Source organism: Citrobacter sp. Cm038 (genome assembly GCF_030333105.1).
GTDB lineage: Bacteria > Pseudomonadota > Gammaproteobacteria > Enterobacterales > Enterobacteriaceae > Citrobacter > Citrobacter murliniae.
In genome coordinates, this window is sequence record NZ_JAOWGO010000022.1 from 203,456 (window position 1) to 222,474 (window position 19,019).

Below are 19,019 nucleotides of genomic sequence, written 5' to 3' on the forward strand. Positions count from 1 at the left end.
TGCGTAATCGATTGCGTTCACGTTTGCGTACTTTAGGCGGCGAATTGTACTGGCTCCCATGAATGTTGCCAAGTTTTACTAAAAATCTCGATGATGTCAGAGGAGTAACAAAATGAAGGCTGGTGATGTTGCGGAACGCACAAAACGTTCCGCAAAAAAGTTTATTGTGTCACAGGCTGGATGTCGTGGATGCGTACAAACCCCAGTTGCTCCGGAGACAGGCCATTAAGCTGTAACGAAATGTCTACGTCGCTGGGTGCAAGAATACTTGCCGGAGCGTTTATCAATTGATTCTGAACATTCACCTCCTGATAGTTGTCCGTGGTGCCCTGAATTTGCCCGTACTCTACGGTGGCGCTAAAAGCGGGTAAAGGGGTGTCGGATTCGCCCTGAATACGTAATGTCAGGCGCGTACCGTCTGCATTTGGTGCAATATTCACCAGTGACATGCGTAACGTACCGATCTGACTGTTCAGTCGGGCGGGGGTTTTGGAACCCGGTAGTAAATAGACGCCACTGGTGGATTTTGCATTCAACATATTCTGCTGCGTTATTTTCACCGTTTCCTGATTAAGCTGTGTCATCTCTTTGTTCAGCGTGCTGACGCTTTGATGCATTTGGCGTACTTCGCTTTGCTGTGCACAGGCGCTAAGACTAAAGAGACTTCCCACCAGGAGAATTCTTAGGTAACGTCTTGTCATGTAGGTTACTTCCTTTATTGTCGCGATAGCATAATGGTAGTGTGCAAAGAGCACGAAGGCATCGATCCTTTATCTCAAAAGCGCTCTGCCTTTGTTGTCACGCCAGTTCAGGGTAAAATAGATTTCTGTTAACCACCTGGTCAGGACGCCGTATGCATTGCCCATTCTGTTTCGCCGTAGACACTAAGGTAATTGACTCTCGTCTTGTAGGCGAGGGCTCCTCGGTACGCCGCCGCCGGCAGTGTCTGGTCTGTAACGAACGTTTTACCACTTTTGAAGTGGCTGAACTTGTCATGCCGCGCGTTGTAAAAAGCAATGATGTGCGTGAACCTTTTAATGAGGAAAAACTGCGTAGCGGTATGCTCAGAGCACTTGAGAAACGACCTGTTAGCGCTGATGACGTCGAAATGGCGTTAAACCATATAAAATCCCAGCTGCGCGCGACAGGCGAACGTGAGGTTCCGAGCAAGATGATCGGTAACCTGGTGATGGAGCAACTGAAAAAGCTCGATAAAGTCGCCTACATCCGCTTTGCCTCGGTCTACCGGAGCTTTGAAGATATCAAAGAATTTGGCGAAGAGATTGCTCGCCTACAGGACTAAGCCATGCAGGATGAATTTTACATGGCGCGAGCGCTGAAGCTTGCTGCGCGCGGACGTTTTACCACACATCCCAACCCCAACGTAGGCTGTGTGATTGTTAAAGATGGCGAGATCGTCGGTGAAGGTTATCATCATCGCGCAGGTGAACCGCATGCTGAAGTTCATGCGTTGCGGATGGCGGGTGAGAAAGCAAAAGGCGCAACGGCCTACGTTACGCTGGAACCCTGCAGCCACCATGGTCGGACTCCGCCGTGCTGTGATGCGCTGATCGCCGCAGGCGTGACGCGAGTTGTGGCCGCCATGCAGGACCCCAATCCGCAGGTCGCTGGGCGCGGGCTTTATCGCCTGCAACAGGCGGGCATTGACGTCAGCCACGGGCTGATGATGAGTGAGGTTGAACAACTTAATAAAGGCTTCCTCAAGCGGATGCGTACAGGATTCCCGTATGTGCAGCTTAAGCTTGGCGCATCGCTCGATGGCCGCACTGCGATGGCCAGCGGCGAAAGTCAGTGGATAACCTCGCCCGAGGCGCGCCGCGATGTGCAGCGCCTGCGCGCACAAAACCATGCCATTTTGACCAGCAGCGCCACGGTACTGGCGGACGATCCTCAGCTTACCGTCCGTTGGGAGGAGTTGGGGGAGTCAACCCAGGCTCTCTATCCGCAAGAAAATCTGCGTCAGCCGATCCGCATTGTCCTTGATAGCCAAAACCAGGTGACGCCGGAGCATCGTATTGTGCAGCAGCCGGGAGAAACCTGGATTGCCCGTACTCATGACGATCCTCGCAGCTGGCCGGAGGCGGTTCGTAGCCTGAAGATTCCTGAACATAACGGGCATCTGGACCTGGTGGTGCTGCTGATGCAACTAGGCAAGCAACAAATTAACAGCATTTGGGTTGAGGCTGGCCCGACGCTTGCGGGCGCGTTATTACAGGCCGGAGTGGTTGATGAGCTAATCATCTATGTTGCGCCTAAACTGTTAGGGAGCGATGCACGAGGATTATGTGTGCTGCCAGGGCTTGAGAAACTGGCTGATGCCCCCCATTTCAAATTCAATGAGATACGCCATGTAGGTCCGGACCTTTGCCTGCATTTAGTGGGCGCATGATCTCCCGGTTCGAAAGGGAAGCAGCGCACAGATTATTATGATAAAATCCGCCCCCCTGCGGGGTCTAGTGAATCCGAAGGAAGAATATGAACATTATTGAAGCTAACGTTGCTACCCCGGACGCTCGCGTCGCCATCACCATTGCGCGTTTCAACAACTTTATCAATGACAGCCTGCTGGAAGGTGCGATCGACGCCCTGAAACGTATTGGTCAGGTTAAAGATGAAAACATTACCGTCGTTTGGGTTCCAGGCGCGTATGAGCTGCCGCTGGCGGCAGGTGCGCTGGCAAAAACCGGTAAATACGACGCGGTGATTGCGTTAGGCACGGTGATTCGTGGCGGTACCGCACACTTCGAATATGTGGCTGGCGGTGCAAGCAATGGCCTGGCGCATGTCGCTCAGGACAGTGGCATTCCGGTAGCCTTCGGTGTTCTGACCACCGAAAGTATTGAACAAGCCATTGAACGCGCTGGCACTAAAGCCGGCAACAAAGGCGCAGAAGCTGCACTGACTGCACTTGAAATGATTAATGTATTGAAAGCCATTAAGGCCTGATTTTTGTAAGGGGAAATCCGTGAAACCTGCTGCTCGTCGCCGCGCCCGTGAGTGTGCCGTCCAGGCGCTCTACTCCTGGCAGTTGTCCCAGAACGACATCGCTGATGTTGAATACCAGTTCCTGGCGGAACAGGACGTAAAAGATGTCGACGTTCTGTATTTCCGTGAACTGCTGTCCGGGGTGGCGACTAACAGCGCGTACCTGGATGGACTAATGAAGCCTTACCTGTCTCGCCTGTTGGAAGAGCTGGGTCAGGTAGAAAAAGCCGTGCTGCGTATTGCGCTGTTTGAACTGTCTAAACGTAGTGATGTGCCGTATAAAGTGGCCATCAACGAGGCGATTGAACTGGCGAAAACCTTCGGCGCTGAAGATAGCCATAAATTCGTTAACGGCGTACTGGATAAAGCAGCACCTGCGATTCGCCCCAACAAAAAGTGATCTCCAGGCCGGTAGGATAGCGGAATTATATTTCCGCTGTCGCCGGCCTTTTCTTTTTTCCTGCTGAGGCATAACGTATGGCATGTGGCGAATTCTCCCTGATTGCCCGTTATTTTGACCGTGTTAGAAGCTCTCGTCTTGATGTCGAAACCGGTATTGGTGACGATTGCGCACTCCTGAATATCCCTGATAAACAAACCCTGGCGATCAGTACTGACACGCTGGTAGCGGGTAATCACTTCCTTCCTGACATCGATCCCACCGATCTGGCCTGGAAAGCGCTGGCAGTGAACTTGAGTGATCTGGCTGCGATGGGGGCTGATCCTGCATGGCTAACGCTTGCGCTCACTTTGCCTGACGTCGATGAAGCCTGGCTCGAAGCCTTCAGTGATGGCCTGTTTGAACTCCTCAATTATTATGATATGCAACTGATTGGCGGTGACACCACGCGTGGGCCCTTGTCGATGACGTTGGGTATCCATGGCTACGTCCCGGTAGGACGGGCCTTAAAACGCTCCGGTGCGAAGCCAGGAGACTGGATCTACGTGACCGGTACGCCAGGCGACAGCGCTGCAGGGCTGGCGATTTTGCAGCACCATTTACAGGTTGCAGATGCAAAACATGCGGACTATTTGCTTAAGCGGCATCTGCGTCCAACGCCACGAATTTTGCAGGGCCAGGGCCTGCGCGACCTGGCGAGTGCGGCAATCGATCTTTCTGATGGTCTGATTTCTGATCTGGGGCATATCGTCAATGCCAGTGGCTGTGGCGCACGGGTTAACGTCGATGCCTTGCCATATTCGACAGCGCTTGCCCAATGCGTTGAGCCTGAACAGGCGTTGCGTTGGGCGCTCTCGGGTGGTGAAGATTATGAGTTATGCTTTACTGTACCGGAAATAAACCGTGGCGCCCTGGACGTGGCGCTGGGGCATCTGGGCGCATCATTTACCTGCATCGGACAGATGAGTGCTGACGTGGAAGGCATTCACTTTACGCGTGACGGCAAGCCTGTCACTTTTGACTGGAAAGGATATGACCATTTTGCCACGCCTTAAAAAAGATGTCGCAAAAAGCCGTTTGAGTATGCGCAATCCGTGGCACCTGCTGGCCACCGGGTTTGGCAGTGGGTTGAGTCCCATTGTACCGGGCACCATGGGATCGCTGGCGGCGATCCCGTTTTGGTATCTAATGACGTTTCTGCCGTGGCAGCTCTATTCTCTGGTTGTCATGCTGTCGATCTGCATCGGCGTCTATCTTTGCCATCAGACGGCGAAAGATATGGGTGTGCACGATCACGGCAGCATTGTCTGGGACGAGTTTGTCGGGATGTGGATAACCCTGATGGCGCTGCCGACCAATGACTGGCAGTGGGTTGCCGGCGGATTTGTGATCTTTCGTATTCTGGATATGTGGAAACCCTGGCCGATTCGTTGGTTCGATCGTAACGTGCATGGCGGTACGGGGATCATGATTGATGATATTGTGGCCGGGATCCTTTCTGCTGGGATCCTCTATTTTATCGGGCATCACTGGCCGATTGGGCTGTTCTGAGAGTGAACAGGTATGCCCGATAAGCGTAGCGCTATCGGGCAATTTGTTATTTAAATCCCACGACCGGATGCTGTTTGTACGGCATTTCCAGCTCAGCAATCTGCTCTGGTTTCAGCGTTAAATCCACCGCGTTAAGTAATTCATCTAACTGTTCTTCACGCGATGTGCCGATAATCGGTGCGGCAACACCGGGTTTGCTCAGCAGCCATGCCAGAGCCACCTGCGCACGTGTCGCGCCAAGTTCCTCACTGACTCGGGTCAGTCGTGCAGCAATTTGCGCGTCGTTTTCATCGCTCTCGTTGTACAAATTTTTGCCAACCTCATCAGAAACCAGACGCGCTGTCGTCTCTCCCCATGGCCGCGTCAGGCGACCACGCGCCAGCGGACTCCACGGGATCACCGCGACACCTTCCTGAGAGCAGAGAGGCAACATTTCGCGCTCTTCTTCGCGGTAAATCAGGTTGTAGTGATCCTGCATGCTGACAAACTGCGCCCAGCCGTGTTGTTTTTGCAGGGCCAGCGCCTGAGCAAACTGCGAAGCGTGCATGGAGGATGCGCCGATATAGCGTGCTTTCCCGGCTTTCACCACGTCGTTGAGAGCTTCCAGCGTTTCTTCAATTGGCGTGTTGTAATCCCAGCGGTGAATTTGCAGGATATCGACATAGTCCATGCCGAGTCGTCTCAGGCTGTCGTCAATAGAACGCAAAATTTGCGCACGGGATAACCCTTCCGGCAGGTCGTCAACGCGGTGAAAAACTTTGGTTGCCACCACCACCTCCTCACGACGGGCGAAATCGCGCAGGGCACGACCGACAATTTCCTCACTGCTGCCTGCGGAGTAGCTGTTAGCGGTGTCGAAAAAGTTGATGCCACCCTCAAGGGCGTGTTTGATGATTAGGCGACTGCTTTCTTCAGGCAGCGTCCAGGCATGATTACCACGGTCAGGTTCGCCAAACGTCATGCAGCCCAGACAAAGACGAGATACCCGAAGGTCGGTTTTTCCTAAGGTGTTGTATTGCATGCTGCAGCTCCCGCTATGAATAATCTCTTAAGCATAGCAGGAGCGAAGAGGGGATTATGCCAGCCAGGCCTTGATTTTGGACTCAATTCCGGCGGCGTCAAGACCAAGATCTGCGCGGGCTTCGTCCTGGGTGCCTTGTGGAATAAAGAAATCAGGCAGACCAATATTGAGCACAGGAACCGGCTTGCGGTGTGCCATCAGCACTTCGTTTACGCCACTGCCAGCACCGCCCATAATGGCATTTTCTTCCAGCGTGACCAGCACCTCGTGGCGGGCGGCCATCTCCAGAATTAATGTTTCATCCAGCGGTTTGACAAAGCGCATATCGACCAGCGTAGCGTTCAGCGCTTCCGCAACTTTAGCGGCTTCTGGCATCAGTGTACCAAAGTTCAGAATTGCCAGTTTCTCACCGTGGCGCTTCACGATCCCTTTACCAATCGGTAATTTTTCCAGCGGTGCCAGCTCAACGCCAACGGCATTACCGCGCGGATAGCGTACGACGGTTGGGCCGTTATTGTAGTGATAGCCGGTGAACAGCATCTGACGGCATTCGTTTTCATCACTCGGGGTCATAATGACCATTTCCGGGATGCAGCGCAGGAAGGAGAGATCGAACGCCCCCTGGTGGGTTTGCCCGTCCGCACCCACGATCCCCGCGCGGTCAACGGCAAACAGTACCGGCAGTTTCTGAATGGCGACATCGTGCAGCACCTGATCGTAGGCGCGTTGCAGGAAGGTGGAATAGATAGCGACGACGGGTTTATAACCGCCAATCGCCAGACCAGCTGCAAAGGTCACCGCGTGCTGTTCGGCAATCGCCACGTCAAAGTAGCGGTCCGGGAACTTGCGTGAGAATTCCACCATCCCAGAGCCTTCGCGCATCGCCGGGGTGATTGCCATCAGCTTGTTGTCTTTCGCTGCGGTTTCGCACAACCAGTCACCGAAGATTTTTGAATAGCTCGGCAGACCGCCGCTGCTTTTCGGCAGACATCCGCTGGAAGGATCGAATTTTGGCACTGCGTGGAACGTGATCGGGTCTTTTTCTGCAGGCTCGTAGCCACGACCTTTTTTGGTCATGATGTGCAGAAACTGCGGGCCTTTCAGGTCACGCATATTTTTCAACGTGGTGATGAGTCCCATTACGTCGTGACCGTCTACCGGGCCGATATAATTAAAGCCCAGTTCTTCAAACAGCGTGCCCGGCACCACCATGCCTTTGATGTGTTCTTCAGTGCGTTTGAGCAGTTCTTTAATTGGCGGCACGCCGGAGAAGACTTTCTTTCCGCCTTCGCGTAGCGAAGAATAGAGCTTGCCAGAGAGCAGTTGCGCCAGATGGTTGTTCAGCGCGCCGACGTTTTCCGAAATAGACATTTCGTTGTCATTCAGGATAACCAGCATGTCAGGCTTAATATCCCCCGCGTGGTTCATGGCTTCAAACGCCATTCCCGCAGTGATAGCTCCGTCGCCAATCACGCAAACGGTGCGGCGCTCTTTGCCTTCTTTCTCGGCGGCAACCGCAATACCAATGCCTGCGCTGATAGAGGTTGAGGAGTGCCCAACGCTTAATACGTCATACTCGCTCTCGCCGCGCCATGGGAACGGATGCAGGCCGCCTTTCTGACGAATGGTGCCGATTTTATCGCGGCGACCGGTAAGAATTTTGTGCGGATAAGCCTGATGTCCCACATCCCAGATTAACTGGTCGAAAGGGGTGTTGTAGACGTAGTGCAGCGCGACGGTAAGCTCCACAGTGCCCAGACCGGAGGCAAAATGCCCGCTGGAACGGCTCACGCTGTCGAGCAAATAGCGGCGCAGTTCGTCGCAAAGCTTTGGCAGGCTCTCTTTTGGCAGCAGTCTTAACTCCTGGGTGGAGTCGACCAGCGCCAGGGTCGGGTATTTGGCTATATCAAAACTCATCGCAAGCTCATTGGATATGTTAGTTTATTTATCACGCTGGATTATGTAGTCCGCTAGCGCTTCCAGTGCCGAGGTATCGAGTGACTGTGCGGCCAGCAAACTTAACGACTGGCGGGCTTCCTCAATCAAATCCCGGGCTTTATTCCGGGCTTGCTCAAGACCCAGAAGTGCAGGATAGGTACTTTTGCCAAGCTGCTGATCGGCACCCTGACGTTTACCCAATGTTGCAGTATCGCCTACCACATCCAGTATGTCATCCTGAACCTGGAAGGCCAGACCGATGCTTTCTGCGTATTTATCGAGTATTGCCAGGCATTCTCGCCCTTTATCACCCGCGCTTAACGCACCCAGACGAACGGCAGCGCGAATCAAAGCTCCGGTTTTATGGCGGTGAATACGCTCCAGCGCATCCAGCTCAACCTGGTGACCTTCTGCTGCCAGATCAAGTGCCTGTCCGCCGCACATACCGGCGATACCGCTGGCCTGAGCCAGTTCAGAGATCATGGCGATGCGGTCACGGTCAGCGACTTCCGGCATCGGCGCGTCGCTGATGATGGAAAACGCCAGCGTTTGCAGCGCATCTCCGGCCAAAATCGCGTTTGCCTCGCCAAATTTCACGTGGCAAGTTGGCAGGCCGCGACGCAGGTCATCGTCGTCCATGGCGGGCAAATCATCGTGCATCAGCGAATAAGCATGGATGCATTCGACGGCGGCTGCGGGAGCGTCAAGTGTACTCAGGCTCACGCCAAACATCTGACCGGTGGCGTAAACCAGGAACGGGCGCAGACGTTTACCGCCTAATAATGCGCCATATTGCATGGTTTCAACCACGGGAGTGTTCTGAAAGGGCAGTGGCGCGATAAAACGGCTCAGTGCCTGGTTGGCCTGCTCAACGCAAGCCTGAAGCTGCTGCGTAAAATCCATTTACTCATTATCCGGTGTAAAAGGCGTAAGGGCGGCGTCTTCCGTATCTGACAGCAGAATTTGCACGCGCTGTTCAGCCTGTTGCAACTTCACCTGTCCCTGACGCGCCAGCTGTACGCCACGTTCGAATTCGTTCAGCGCCTCTTCCAGCGGCAGGTCGCCGCTTTCCAGACGGGTAACAATCTGTTCCAGCTCGCTCAGCGATTTTTCAAAGCTGGCGGGCGCTTCATTTTTCTTCGGCATAATGAATGTCTGACTCTTAATATTTTCAGCCTGGTCATGGTAACGGACTCAGCGCAATTATCAAATAACGCGCAATGGTAAGGCAATGTGCACAGGATGACCATGATGGTGGTATACTTGCGCGCCTGGATGCAGCCGCAGGGTATGGGCTGCTGTATTTTTCCCATTACAAGTCGTTCAGACTTGCCAAAGAACCATTGCCGCCATGAAGTTTATCATTAAATTGTTCCCAGAAATCACCATCAAAAGCCAATCTGTGCGTTTGCGCTTTATAAAAATTCTGACAGGGAACATCCGTAACGTTTTAAAGCACTATGATGAGGACCTTGCCGTCGTCCGTCACTGGGATCACGTTGAGGTTCGCGCTAAAGATGAAAGCCAGCGCCTGGATATTCGTGACGCACTGACTCGTATTCCAGGTATCCACCATATTCTCGAAGTGGAAGACGTGCCGTTCACTGATATGCACGATATTTTCGAGAAAGCGCTGGTGCAATACCGCGATCAACTGGAAGGTAAAACCTTCTGTGTGCGCGTCAAGCGTCGCGGTAAACATGAGTTTAGCTCCATCGAGGTGGAACGTTATGTTGGCGGTGGACTGAATCAGCATATTGAATCCGCACGCGTGAAGCTGACGAAACCTGATGTGACCGTCAATCTTGAAATCGAAAATGACCGTCTGCTGTTGGTAAAAGGTCGCTATGAAGGAATTGGCGGTTTCCCTATCGGGACGCAGGAAGATGTTCTTTCCCTGATTTCCGGTGGTTTCGATTCCGGCGTCTCCAGCTATATGCTGATGCGTCGCGGCTGTCGCGTACACTATTGCTTCTTTAACCTCGGCGGTGCCGCGCATGAAATCGGCGTTCGTCAGGTGGCACATTACCTGTGGAACCGCTTTGGTAGCTCGCATCGCGTGCGTTTTGTCGCTATCAACTTTGAGCCGGTGGTCGGTGAGATCCTGGAAAAAGTCGACGATGGTCAGATGGGCGTGGTCCTCAAACGTATGATGGTTCGCGCGGCGTCTAAAGTGGCCGAGCGTTACGGCGTACAGGCGCTGGTGACCGGTGAAGCGCTGGGCCAGGTGTCCAGCCAGACGCTGACTAACCTGCGCCTGATCGACAATGTATCTGACACGCTGATCCTGCGCCCGCTGATTTCTCACGACAAAGAGCACATCATTAACCTGGCGCGGGAAATTGGTACTGAGGATTTTGCCCGCACCATGCCGGAATACTGTGGTGTGATCTCGAAAAGCCCAACGGTGAAAGCCATCAAAGCGAAGATTGAGGCCGAAGAAGAAAACTTCGACTTCTCGATCCTCGATAAAGTGGTTGAAGAAGCCAATAATATTGATATTCGCGACATCGCCCAGCAGACGCAGCAGACTGTCGTGGAAGTAGAAACCGTGAGTGGTTTCGGCCCGAACGATGTGATTCTGGATATCCGTTCTGTGGATGAACAGGATGACAAACCGCTGAAGGTTGAAGGTGTCGATGTGGTTTCTCTGCCGTTCTACAAACTCAGCACTAAATTCGGCGATTTGGACCAGAATAAAACCTGGTTGCTGTGGTGTGAACGTGGCGTGATGAGTCGTCTGCAGGCGCTCTATCTGCGCGAGCAGGGCTTCGAAAATGTGAAGGTGTATCGTCCTTAGTTCTTTTGTTGCCCTGGCCTTAGGTGTCGGGGCAACATAAGTCTACTGGCTAAGCGAACCCACAGTGTTCATAAGTTGTACCGCAATCTGTGGAATGTCTTCTGTACTAAAAAAACCCATCGTCACAGCGATTGCAATTAACTTCTCTTTATTATCCAGCAGTGGGCAGGCAATAGACTGCGCCCCAGGAATGCCGTGGGTAGGTTGATAACGCACAGCAAAGCCCTGTAGCCGGACTTGAGTAATCAGTGAAGTATATTGATCACCTTGCGGATGGTCTGTAAAGCCCATGAAAATCTGCCCGGCAGCGCTGTGATGAAGCGGTACAGGGGTGTTGGGGAGAAAATCAATATCAACATTACGAAAGCTACGGTTATAGTGCTTGAGTACGAGTCCTTCGCCAGTGCTGACAACCACCCCCGTAGAATAGTTAAACTTATCGCGAAAAGCGGTGAGTACGTCATTGAGTTTGCGGATCGTATTGCTTTCGCCTGAGCCGTTCCCGGACAGCTGATGAATAGTTGCCCCCAGAGAGTAAATTCCTTTCTCATTCTGGTACAACATCCCTGTTCTACACAATGAAATCAGATACTTATGTAATCGGCTTTTGGATAGATTGCATCCAGTAGCGATATCGATAGCTCTTGCCTGGCCGTTGTAACGTGCAACAAAAGTCAGAATGCCGACGGCGATATCAACCGAATTTACCCCTTGAGATGTCTCAGTCATATTTTTTCTCTATTTAAGATTCTCCCAATTATATCACTGTGCTTTAAATCCTTACTGCCCTCGCAATTTAAAAAACAACACTACTCCTAAATGATTAGAACTTGATACATCGCAAGTTAACTAATGGTGCCCTTTGGTTCACTAATGATGAACTTTATGAGGATGCAATTATGGAAGCATTAAATAAGATACGTTTAAAAAGAAGAACCTTGCTAAAAGGGCTGGGCGTGGTGGGATTGTCTTCTCTGGGGGGCGTTTTTTTAACTTTACGACAGGCCAATGGCTCGCTGCTGCCCCGATTTCGTCTAAAGCAAGCGGATTACCAGACGTTTCGTTCTACCTGTGCGATGGAGTGTTTGCACTGCAATCTCACTGCCTATGTCTGGAAAGATCGCTTAATGAAAATTGAAGCGACAAAAGATTTCAATGTGAAATGTTGTTTGCGAGGGATTAGCCGAACTAAATGGGTCTACCATCCTCTGCGTTTAACGCAACCTCTGCTCCGTACAGGAGAAAAGGGGGAAGGCAAGTTTAAGCCGATCAGCTGGGACGCAGCGCTGGATTTGATTGAAAAGAAAATCAGAGAAACTATCGCGACTGACGGTAATAAAGGCCTATTCCTTACCGCAGCATCCGGAAATATGGATTCTATTAAAAATGATATGGGTAAGGCTTTTTTTGATTATCTCGGTGGAGCAACGAAACAAGCTGGATCGTTATGTTGTGCGGCGGTAACTGCCGCCATGATGCCAATGGTGGGATTAAGGTATGCGGATACCCGGGATACGATAGCCGATAGTCGATATATCCTGTGCTGGGGAAATAACCCTGCAGTCACTATGCACGCATACTTCAAATATTATTCACAGGCACAGCGTAATGGAGCGCGGATAGTCGTTATTGATCCACGCTTTAACGAAACAGCAGCCAAAGCCGATGAATGGGTTCCTATCGTGCCCGGTACGGATATCGCATTGGCGCTGGGAATGATCAACATCATTATGGAAGAAAAACGTTATGACGCTGATTTCTTGCGAGCACATACAGGAGCTATCTACCTGGTTGATGACCAGCAGCAACTGATGCGTGCAGATCCTCAGGATACTGACAGCTATCTGGTTTTTGATACGCGAACTCAGACACTGAAACAACATGATGAACCAGGTGTAATCCCTGCGTTATTGAGCGATGAACTGCCTGTTGATCGTAAGTTTATGACGGTGCTGGATACCGTGTGGGCGCAGGCCAAACCCTGGTCGGCGCAGAGGGTTGAGGAAGAAACTGATGTTCCGGCACAGACCGTGTTACGTCTGGCGCGCGATTACGCTTCCACACAGCCAGCCATGATTGTTCAGAATATGTCCGGTGCACAGAGGACAGAGTTTGGAACGTACGTGGCCGCAAGCCAGTTTTATCTGGCACTTATCACCGGCAATATCGGAAAACGTGGGGCGGGTGTCTGTGATGCAGGAGGAGTCCGGCAGATGGCTAAATTCTCGCCGATTATTCCACCAGCACCTCATGCGGAAAAAATCCCCTCCATTCCCATTTCTAAAATTGGTGACTGGCTTGTTAACGAAAAGCCTCATCCTATTAAGTTCTGGTGGAATATGACGCTGGGTGCGATGACGCAGCTTCCTAACACTAACCAGGTCAGAGAAGCGTTTAAAAAAGTTCCGTTTGTTGTGGTTGCGGACAACCTGATGAGTTCATCCGCGTTGTATGCCGACCTGGTGCTGCCTGTCACGACGATTTTTGAGGATGTCAGCCTGATGGCGGGAGTGCGAAGCCATTATGTTCAGTTGATGGAAAAAGCGGTTGAGCCACCGGGAGAAGCAAAGCCCGATTATTGGATTTTTGCCCGGCTTGCCGAACGTTTTGGCTTTGGAGAGTTTTTTAATCAGCCGATTGAGCATTACATCGATGCGTGTCTCAAAGGCTCCGGTATTACGCGAGAGATGTTGAAAAACGGTCCTGTGTGCCCTGTTGAAGAGGATTGGATCCCGTTTAAAGATGGGCAGTTCCGCACGTCGACTGGCAAAGCACATTTTTATATTGAAGAGTGGGCGAAAAAGAAATTTATGCCCGTGGTGACCTGGAAGCAGGTGACGGAATCGGTGAAAGGTTCGCCTGAACTTGCCCGTAAGTACCCCCTTATGGCGGTACAACGTAAGCTGGCGCGCAGCGTGCATTCCAGCCACGGCATGAACGAGTGGATCCTTGAAGTTCAGCGCAATCGCCCGAACGTTATGATTCACCCGGAAGATGCCCAACATCGTCAGATACAGGCCGGAGAATGGGTTGTCGTCTTCAATCATCGTGGGGAGCACCGTGCCATTGCTGATGTTACAACGCATATTAAACGAGGCGTTGTAAGTCTGGATAACGGCTGGTGGGAACAGCAGGGCGGAAGCAGCAGTCATGTCACCAACGATCAGGTGGAACTGCTGGGTAATGGACACTGTTGTAACAGTACGCTGGTTGATGTCAGAAGGGAGGCTCAATCATGATAAAACAATTCGGATTTCTTATTGATATGCAGAACTGTTATGGCTGTAAGACCTGCAGCATGGCCTGTAAATCAGAAAATATGACGCCGCTCGGGGTACTATGGCGTCGGGTCCGTGAATGTCACACGGATGAACCAAACACTCAGGCCTTTATCAGTATGTCATGCAATCATTGTGATGACCCACAATGCATGAAAGTGTGCCCGGCAGGAGCGTATACCAAACGGGCGGACGGTATTGTTGTGCAGGACCACGAACGATGTATCGGGTGTCGAATGTGCATTATGGCCTGCCCCTGGAGTGCGCCCGTTTATGATCCTAATGAGGGAAAAACCAGCAAATGCAATCTGTGTGCAGAAAGGTTAGATGAGGGGTTGCAGCCGCGTTGTGTCGAGTCTTGCCCTGCGGGAGTATTATGTTTTGGTGATATAGAGGCGCTACGCAAAGAATACACTACTCAATGGACGGTGTTGGAAAAACGCTACAACCTACCTGACCATAACATCAGTAAGCCCAATATTGTGATTATTCCGGCACAGGACTGAGGTGAAAAATGGAACATTATGAATTGCCACTCGTTTTTTTCACAGTCTTTGCACAATGGGGAGCTGGCGGAGTGCTGGCGCTTACGCTGTGCCAGAGTTTCAGTGCAACTAAATTCAGTGCAAACCAGTATCGTATGTTGGCATTGCTTTTTTGGATCATCACTGTATTGGGGTCTTTAGCATCACTGGCGCATCTGGGAACGCCCTCAGGTGCATACCGCTCACTGGCAGGGTTGGGAATATCCTGGCTTAGCAGGGAAGTGGTTATGTTTATTGCGCTGAATGCAATGATATTTTGTTGGATGGGGCTATGTTGGTTTAAGCCTCAGCATCGAACCGTTAATCTTCTGGGGGGGATGACGGCGCTTGTTGGGTTGGCGTCAATTTTGGTGACTTCTCAGGTTTATTACCAGATGGCGCTGCATCCGCTATGGCATTCTGCTGCTACGCCCATCGGATTTTTGGGGACAGCTGTGTTGCTCGGTTTTATTAGTGTGACTGCAGCGTATAGCTATTGGCATAAGCCGATATCAATATTGAGTCGCTCAGGAATCTTCATCGGAATTCTATTAAGCGTTGGTGCGCTGTTGGTTCGCTATCAGATCCCCGGTGCAGATGCGTCCAGCCCTTTGCTCTGGTGGCAACTTTTTGCCAGTATTTGCGTGGCGGTATGGGGAGTATCTCGTCTGAATCTAGGCCTGAATAGTTGGGGTTGGATTATGTTGATAGTAACGGGTGAACTGGCGGGAAGAATGCTGTTTTACACTAATGTGATGAGTGGGATCCCTTGGTTCTAAGGGATAATTCAGGTGACAACAGTGCATTACCCGACCTATCGCTCGTATCAGACAGTAGGTCGGGTCAGTGTAGACTGGTGGTGAATCTCGTTTACTCGTAGTAGTTATAAATACCCGCAGCTATGACCAGTTGTGACGCCACTTCATGGGCTTTTTCGCGTCCAACCAGCAGATCGATTATTTTCAAGCCGAAGTCGATAGACGTCCCTGGCCCCTGGCTGGTCAACAGGTTGACGCGAGGATCCCATACGACGCGCTTATCCTGCCACTGCTCCGCTGGAATGCGGTCTTTCAGCGCCGGGAAACCGGTCATGTTGCCGATGGGGAAAATATCATGTGGGACGAGTACGGTTGCCGCTGCGGCGCAAATCGCGGCGACAATTCTCCCGGAGCGGTGAAACTGTTTTACGGTTTCAACCAGCAGTGGGCTGTCACGGAAACATTCCGCGCCTTTAATACCGCCGGGCAGGATGATGATGTCATAATCGCCATCAGCGACTTCGACCAACGGCGCATCCGCCAGGAGCTTCACGCCGCGTGAGCAAACAATCGTCAGGTCGCCATCGCTGGCGACACTTGCGGTAGTTACCTGAATGCCGCCACGCACCAACAGGTCGATAGTGGTGACCGCTTCGGTCTCTTCACTACCAGGGGCGAGACATACCAGTGCTTGAGCGCTCATACTCACTCTCCTTTCGCTTAACCATTTCAAACAGGCGGGCATTTTCCGGGACGGCGATGCCGTGCGCACGTGCGCGTTTTAACAAATAGCCGGTAATGTAATCGATCTCGGTATGACGCAGGGCTTGAATGTCCTGCAGCATTGATGAGATGTTTTCCGCCGTACTGTCAATCACTTGCTCGACATAATAACGTAAATCATCCACTGATGTATGGTGACCTTCGCGTTCAATGACCGCAGCTACTTCCTGGCATATCAGCGCTATTTTTTCAGGATGTTGGCGTAGTTCGCCGTTAGGGCAGTCCCATAGCGCGGTGAGCGGGTTAATGACGCAATTTACTGCCAGTTTACGCCACAGCTCAGCGCGAATGTTGTTATGCCAGGCAACGTCCGGCAGCACATCCTGCAGGATTTCGGCCAGATAACTAAAATCACCATCTTGCTCACGCGCCGGGCCGATACGCGTTGTACCTTTCGCCACATGAATAATGACATTGCCGTCACGACGTGCTGCCTGCGTCGTGGTGCCTATTAACAATGGCTGCGGAATGTTATGCAGTTCTTCTATCGTTCCCATTCCATTGTGAATCAACAGAATAGGCGTGGTTTCAGGCAGAATTGTAGCCAGGCTCTTTACCGCATCAGAAACCTGCCAGGCTTTTAGTGTGACCAGCAATAGATCGCTTTTCGCCAAAAAGTCGGGGTCGTTTGCCGTCAGGGATTCATTAAAAACTGACCCATCCGTGTCAATCAGGTTAACGCTGCAATAAGGCTGTGGTACACGTAGCCACCCTTGTACCTCATGTCCATGTTTGCACAGCGCTGTAAGCCAAAGTTGCCCTAAGGCTCCACATCCCAGTACGGTAATTTTCATTCTTCCTCCTCACCTGCAACAGCACCAGGTGTTAATCCATATCGGCCGCACCCTATTATTGTTCGCGGATATCAGTACCACGTACAATTAAAAGGTACAGCCTAGTATAGCGCTGTCTGTTGAGTAACTTTGCAGGTATTATGCTTCGCATCAAAAATGAAGGGAGAAGAAAAGATGCCATCTTTCGATATTGTCTCTGAAGTTGATCTTCAGGAAGCCCGTAACGCGGTCGATAATGCGAGTCGCGAAGTAGAGTCACGTTTTGATTTTCGTGGCGTAGAGGCTACTTTTGAGCTGAACGAGTCAAATAAGACCATTAAGGTGCTGAGCGAATCTGATTTCCAGGTTAATCAGTTGCTGGATATTTTGCGTGCCAAGCTCCTGAAGCGTGGTATTGAAGGGACTTCGCTGGACGTGCCGGAAACCTTCGTGCACAGCGGCAAAACCTGGTTTGTGGAAGCGAAACTGAAGCAGGGCATTGAAAGCGCAGTGCAGAAGAAAATTGTGAAGCTGATTAAAGACAGCAAGCTGAAGGTGCAGGCGCAGATTCAGGGCGAAGAAATTCGTGTGACTGGTAAGGCTCGTGACGATCTGCAAGCCGTTATGGCGTTGGTTCGCGGTGGCGATTTGGGGCAGCCATTCCAGTTCAAGAACTTCCGCGATTAAGTTCTTATGCCGGATGGTGGGTTACTCACTATCCGGCAAGCTCACGATCACGCCTGGCTTATCGCCTGCTCAACTTCAAATCGATTGGTCACTTTACTGTCGATTTTCACGTAGGCCGAATGTTCATTCGCCACAATCAACACTTCGCTCACCCCTTCTTTGGCCAGCAAACGCTGCTTAAGTGTGTCATCCGCGGCAATTTCCGGTGGAATTTCGACACGCAGGCTACTGACATACGGCGGCTCTTTCATTGTGCTTGCGACCAGCAGCCAGACCGCTGCCAGCAATGCACCGGCGAGGAATACAGCCTGGCCATCAAACATCTCGACAACCCATCCACCAAGTGAGCCGCCAATCGCGACACCGAGAAACTGGCTGGTGGAGTAAACGCCCATTGCCGTCCCTTTATAACCTGCGGGAGACTCTTTGCTGATAAGCGAAGGGAGGAGGGCTTCCATGAGGTTAAAGGCAAGGAAGAATAACTGAACACCCGCAATCAGGCCCCAGAAATGAATGTTCGCGATCCACAATACAATCTCTGCGGCAAGAATTAGTACCACACACGACAGGAAAACCCGTTTCATCCGACGTTTTACTTCGGCATAGATGATGAATGGCACCACGGAAACAAAAGACAGCAGCATCGTTACCAGATAAATTTTCCAGTGTTCCGCTGCGGGGAAACCCGCTTTCGCAAGCTGGCCAGGCAACGCGACAAAGGTGGACATTAGCAAGATGTGCAGGCACATGATGCCGAAATTGAGCTTCAGGAGTTTAGGCTCTGCCAGCACTTTGCGGAAGCTGCTTTTTACCATGCCCGATTCGCGGTTCAGCACATGGGTGGTGCTATTGGGGACTACCCAAATCGTCAGCACGATGCCAGTGGTGGCGAGGGCTGCAATCATCCAGAACAGCGCGTGTAATCCCAGCGCATGGGTGACGATCGGACCTAACACCATTGCAATGGCAAAAGTGATACCGAAGCTGACGCCGATAAACGCCATCGCTTTAGTGCGGTTTTGCTCACGCGTTAAGTCGGACAGTAACGCCATCACGGCGGCAGCAATCGCCCCGGAACCCTGCAGCGCGCGACCGAGAATAATTCCCCAAATGGAGTCTGAAAGTGCAGCAATCACGCTGCCAAAAACGAATATCGCCAGCCCGCCAACGATAAGCGGTTTTCGACCAATGCGGTCAGAGACCAAACCAAAGGGGATCTGGAAAACGGCTTGCGCCAGGCCATAAATGCCGATGGCAAGACCAATAAGCGCTTCGCTGGCACCCTGTAGCGCCATACCGTATGTGGTCAGAACCGGCAGGACCATAAACATGCCAAGCATGCGCAACGAGAATACGGTCCCTAAACCCCAGGTGGCGCGCAACTCACCAGGCGTCATTTTATAATCGTTCATTCCCACCTCTGTATTAATTTCGCGCCTAGTGTAAAGCGGTATGGTGGCGGGGTAAATACACGGTTAATGAGTAAATATTACGTTTCAG

Annotated in this window: 20 protein-coding genes; 11 read left to right on the top strand and 9 right to left on the bottom strand. The window is 51.7% G+C overall.

Going from position 1 to position 19,019, the window contains the following annotated elements:
* Positions 1-161 precede the first annotated feature (161 nt).
* A complete protein-coding gene (locus OGY01_RS12315) occupies positions 162-701 on the bottom strand; it encodes a SadB/YajI family lipoprotein (RefSeq protein ID WP_045440494.1) in 540 nt (179 codons plus the stop codon).
* Between the two features lie 152 nt (positions 702-853).
* Between OGY01_RS12315 and nrdR the strand changes: the two genes are divergently transcribed.
* The 6 genes from nrdR (at position 854) to pgpA (ending at position 4,957) form a co-directional block, all read left to right on the top strand.
* Entirely contained in the window at positions 854-1,303 is a 450-nt protein-coding gene (nrdR, locus tag OGY01_RS12320; RefSeq protein ID WP_003021571.1) for a transcriptional regulator NrdR, read from the top strand.
* A gap of 3 nt (positions 1,304-1,306) precedes the next feature.
* Positions 1,307-2,410, top strand: a complete 1,104-nt coding sequence (ribD, locus tag OGY01_RS12325; RefSeq protein WP_048221954.1) for a bifunctional diaminohydroxyphosphoribosylaminopyrimidine deaminase/5-amino-6-(5-phosphoribosylamino)uracil reductase RibD — start codon at positions 1,307-1,309, stop codon at positions 2,408-2,410.
* Between the two features lie 86 nt (positions 2,411-2,496).
* On the top strand, positions 2,497-2,967 hold the full coding sequence (gene ribH / locus OGY01_RS12330) for a 6,7-dimethyl-8-ribityllumazine synthase (protein ID WP_045440500.1): 471 nt from the start codon (positions 2,497-2,499) through the stop codon (positions 2,965-2,967).
* A 19-nt stretch (positions 2,968-2,986) separates the two neighbouring features.
* On the top strand, positions 2,987-3,406 hold the full coding sequence (nusB, locus tag OGY01_RS12335; protein WP_045440503.1) for a transcription antitermination factor NusB: 420 nt from the start codon (positions 2,987-2,989) through the stop codon (positions 3,404-3,406).
* Between the two features lie 77 nt (positions 3,407-3,483).
* Entirely contained in the window at positions 3,484-4,461 is a 978-nt protein-coding gene (thiL, locus tag OGY01_RS12340; RefSeq protein ID WP_045440505.1) for a thiamine-phosphate kinase, read from the top strand.
* Positions 4,439-4,957 carry a phosphatidylglycerophosphatase A gene (gene pgpA / locus OGY01_RS12345; RefSeq protein WP_045440507.1) on the top strand — a complete coding sequence of 173 codons (519 nt, stop codon included), beginning with the start codon at positions 4,439-4,441 and terminating at the stop codon, positions 4,955-4,957. The genes thiL and pgpA overlap by 23 nt, the downstream gene beginning before the upstream one ends.
* Before the next feature lie 46 nt (positions 4,958-5,003).
* On the opposite strand, the gene yajO is transcribed toward pgpA, so the two are convergent.
* Genes yajO through xseB form a run of 4 tightly spaced genes read right to left on the bottom strand, consistent with a single transcriptional unit; the run spans position 5,004 to position 9,062 of the window.
* Positions 5,004-5,978 carry a 1-deoxyxylulose-5-phosphate synthase YajO gene (yajO, locus tag OGY01_RS12350; protein ID WP_045440509.1) on the bottom strand — a complete coding sequence of 325 codons (975 nt, stop codon included), beginning with the start codon at positions 5,976-5,978 and terminating at the stop codon, positions 5,004-5,006.
* 54 nt (positions 5,979-6,032) lie between these two features.
* A complete protein-coding gene (gene dxs / locus OGY01_RS12355) occupies positions 6,033-7,895 on the bottom strand; it encodes a 1-deoxy-D-xylulose-5-phosphate synthase (RefSeq protein ID WP_286493171.1) in 1,863 nt (620 codons plus the stop codon).
* Between the two features lie 24 nt (positions 7,896-7,919).
* Positions 7,920-8,819 (bottom strand): (2E,6E)-farnesyl diphosphate synthase, encoded by a 900-nt coding sequence (gene ispA / locus OGY01_RS12360; protein WP_045440514.1) that lies wholly within the window; start codon positions 8,817-8,819, stop codon positions 7,920-7,922.
* Positions 8,820-9,062, bottom strand: a complete 243-nt coding sequence (gene xseB, locus OGY01_RS12365; RefSeq protein WP_045440516.1) for an exodeoxyribonuclease VII small subunit — start codon at positions 9,060-9,062, stop codon at positions 8,820-8,822.
* A gap of 205 nt (positions 9,063-9,267) precedes the next feature.
* Here xseB and thiI point away from each other — a divergent pair, with 205 nt between their 5' ends.
* A complete protein-coding gene (gene thiI / locus OGY01_RS12370; protein ID WP_045440518.1) occupies positions 9,268-10,716 on the top strand; it encodes a tRNA uracil 4-sulfurtransferase ThiI in 1,449 nt (482 codons plus the stop codon).
* Between the two features lie 42 nt (positions 10,717-10,758).
* On the opposite strand, the gene OGY01_RS12375 is transcribed toward thiI, so the two are convergent.
* Positions 10,759-11,445: a helix-turn-helix domain-containing protein gene (locus OGY01_RS12375; protein WP_286493172.1), complete on the bottom strand. Its 687-nt coding sequence runs from the start codon at positions 11,443-11,445 to the stop codon at positions 10,759-10,761.
* Positions 11,446-11,615: 170 nt separating this feature from the next.
* On the opposite strand from OGY01_RS12375, the gene OGY01_RS12380 reads away from it, so the two are divergent.
* The 3 genes from OGY01_RS12380 to OGY01_RS12390 are packed head-to-tail and all read left to right on the top strand — an operon-like array spanning position 11,616 to position 15,297.
* Positions 11,616-13,955 (top strand): molybdopterin-containing oxidoreductase family protein, encoded by a 2,340-nt coding sequence (locus OGY01_RS12380; protein ID WP_286493173.1) that lies wholly within the window; start codon positions 11,616-11,618, stop codon positions 13,953-13,955.
* Entirely contained in the window at positions 13,952-14,500 is a 549-nt protein-coding gene (locus tag OGY01_RS12385; protein ID WP_286493174.1) for a 4Fe-4S dicluster domain-containing protein, read from the top strand. Before OGY01_RS12380 ends, OGY01_RS12385 begins: the two co-directional genes overlap by 4 nt.
* A gap of 8 nt (positions 14,501-14,508) precedes the next feature.
* The gene (locus OGY01_RS12390; protein WP_286493175.1) at positions 14,509-15,297 is read left to right on the top strand and encodes a dimethyl sulfoxide reductase anchor subunit family protein; all 789 of its coding nucleotides are present in this window, start codon (positions 14,509-14,511) and stop codon (positions 15,295-15,297) included.
* A gap of 91 nt (positions 15,298-15,388) precedes the next feature.
* On the opposite strand, the gene yajL is transcribed toward OGY01_RS12390, so the two are convergent.
* Together yajL and panE are read right to left on the bottom strand one after the other, a co-directional pair.
* On the bottom strand, positions 15,389-15,979 hold the full coding sequence (gene yajL, locus OGY01_RS12395) for a protein deglycase YajL (RefSeq protein WP_048221950.1): 591 nt from the start codon (positions 15,977-15,979) through the stop codon (positions 15,389-15,391).
* On the bottom strand, positions 15,942-16,853 hold the full coding sequence (panE, locus tag OGY01_RS12400) for a 2-dehydropantoate 2-reductase (protein WP_045440527.1): 912 nt from the start codon (positions 16,851-16,853) through the stop codon (positions 15,942-15,944). The genes yajL and panE overlap by 38 nt, the downstream gene beginning before the upstream one ends.
* Positions 16,854-17,027: 174 nt before the next feature.
* On the opposite strand from panE, the gene OGY01_RS12405 reads away from it, so the two are divergent.
* Positions 17,028-17,519: a YajQ family cyclic di-GMP-binding protein gene (locus OGY01_RS12405; protein ID WP_045440528.1), complete on the top strand. Its 492-nt coding sequence runs from the start codon at positions 17,028-17,030 to the stop codon at positions 17,517-17,519.
* 47 nt (positions 17,520-17,566) lie between these two features.
* On the opposite strand, the gene OGY01_RS12410 is transcribed toward OGY01_RS12405, so the two are convergent.
* Complete coding sequence (locus OGY01_RS12410) at positions 17,567-18,931, bottom strand: MFS transporter (RefSeq protein ID WP_045440531.1); 1,365 nt, start codon at positions 18,929-18,931, stop codon at positions 17,567-17,569.
* Positions 18,932-19,019 lie beyond the last annotated feature (88 nt).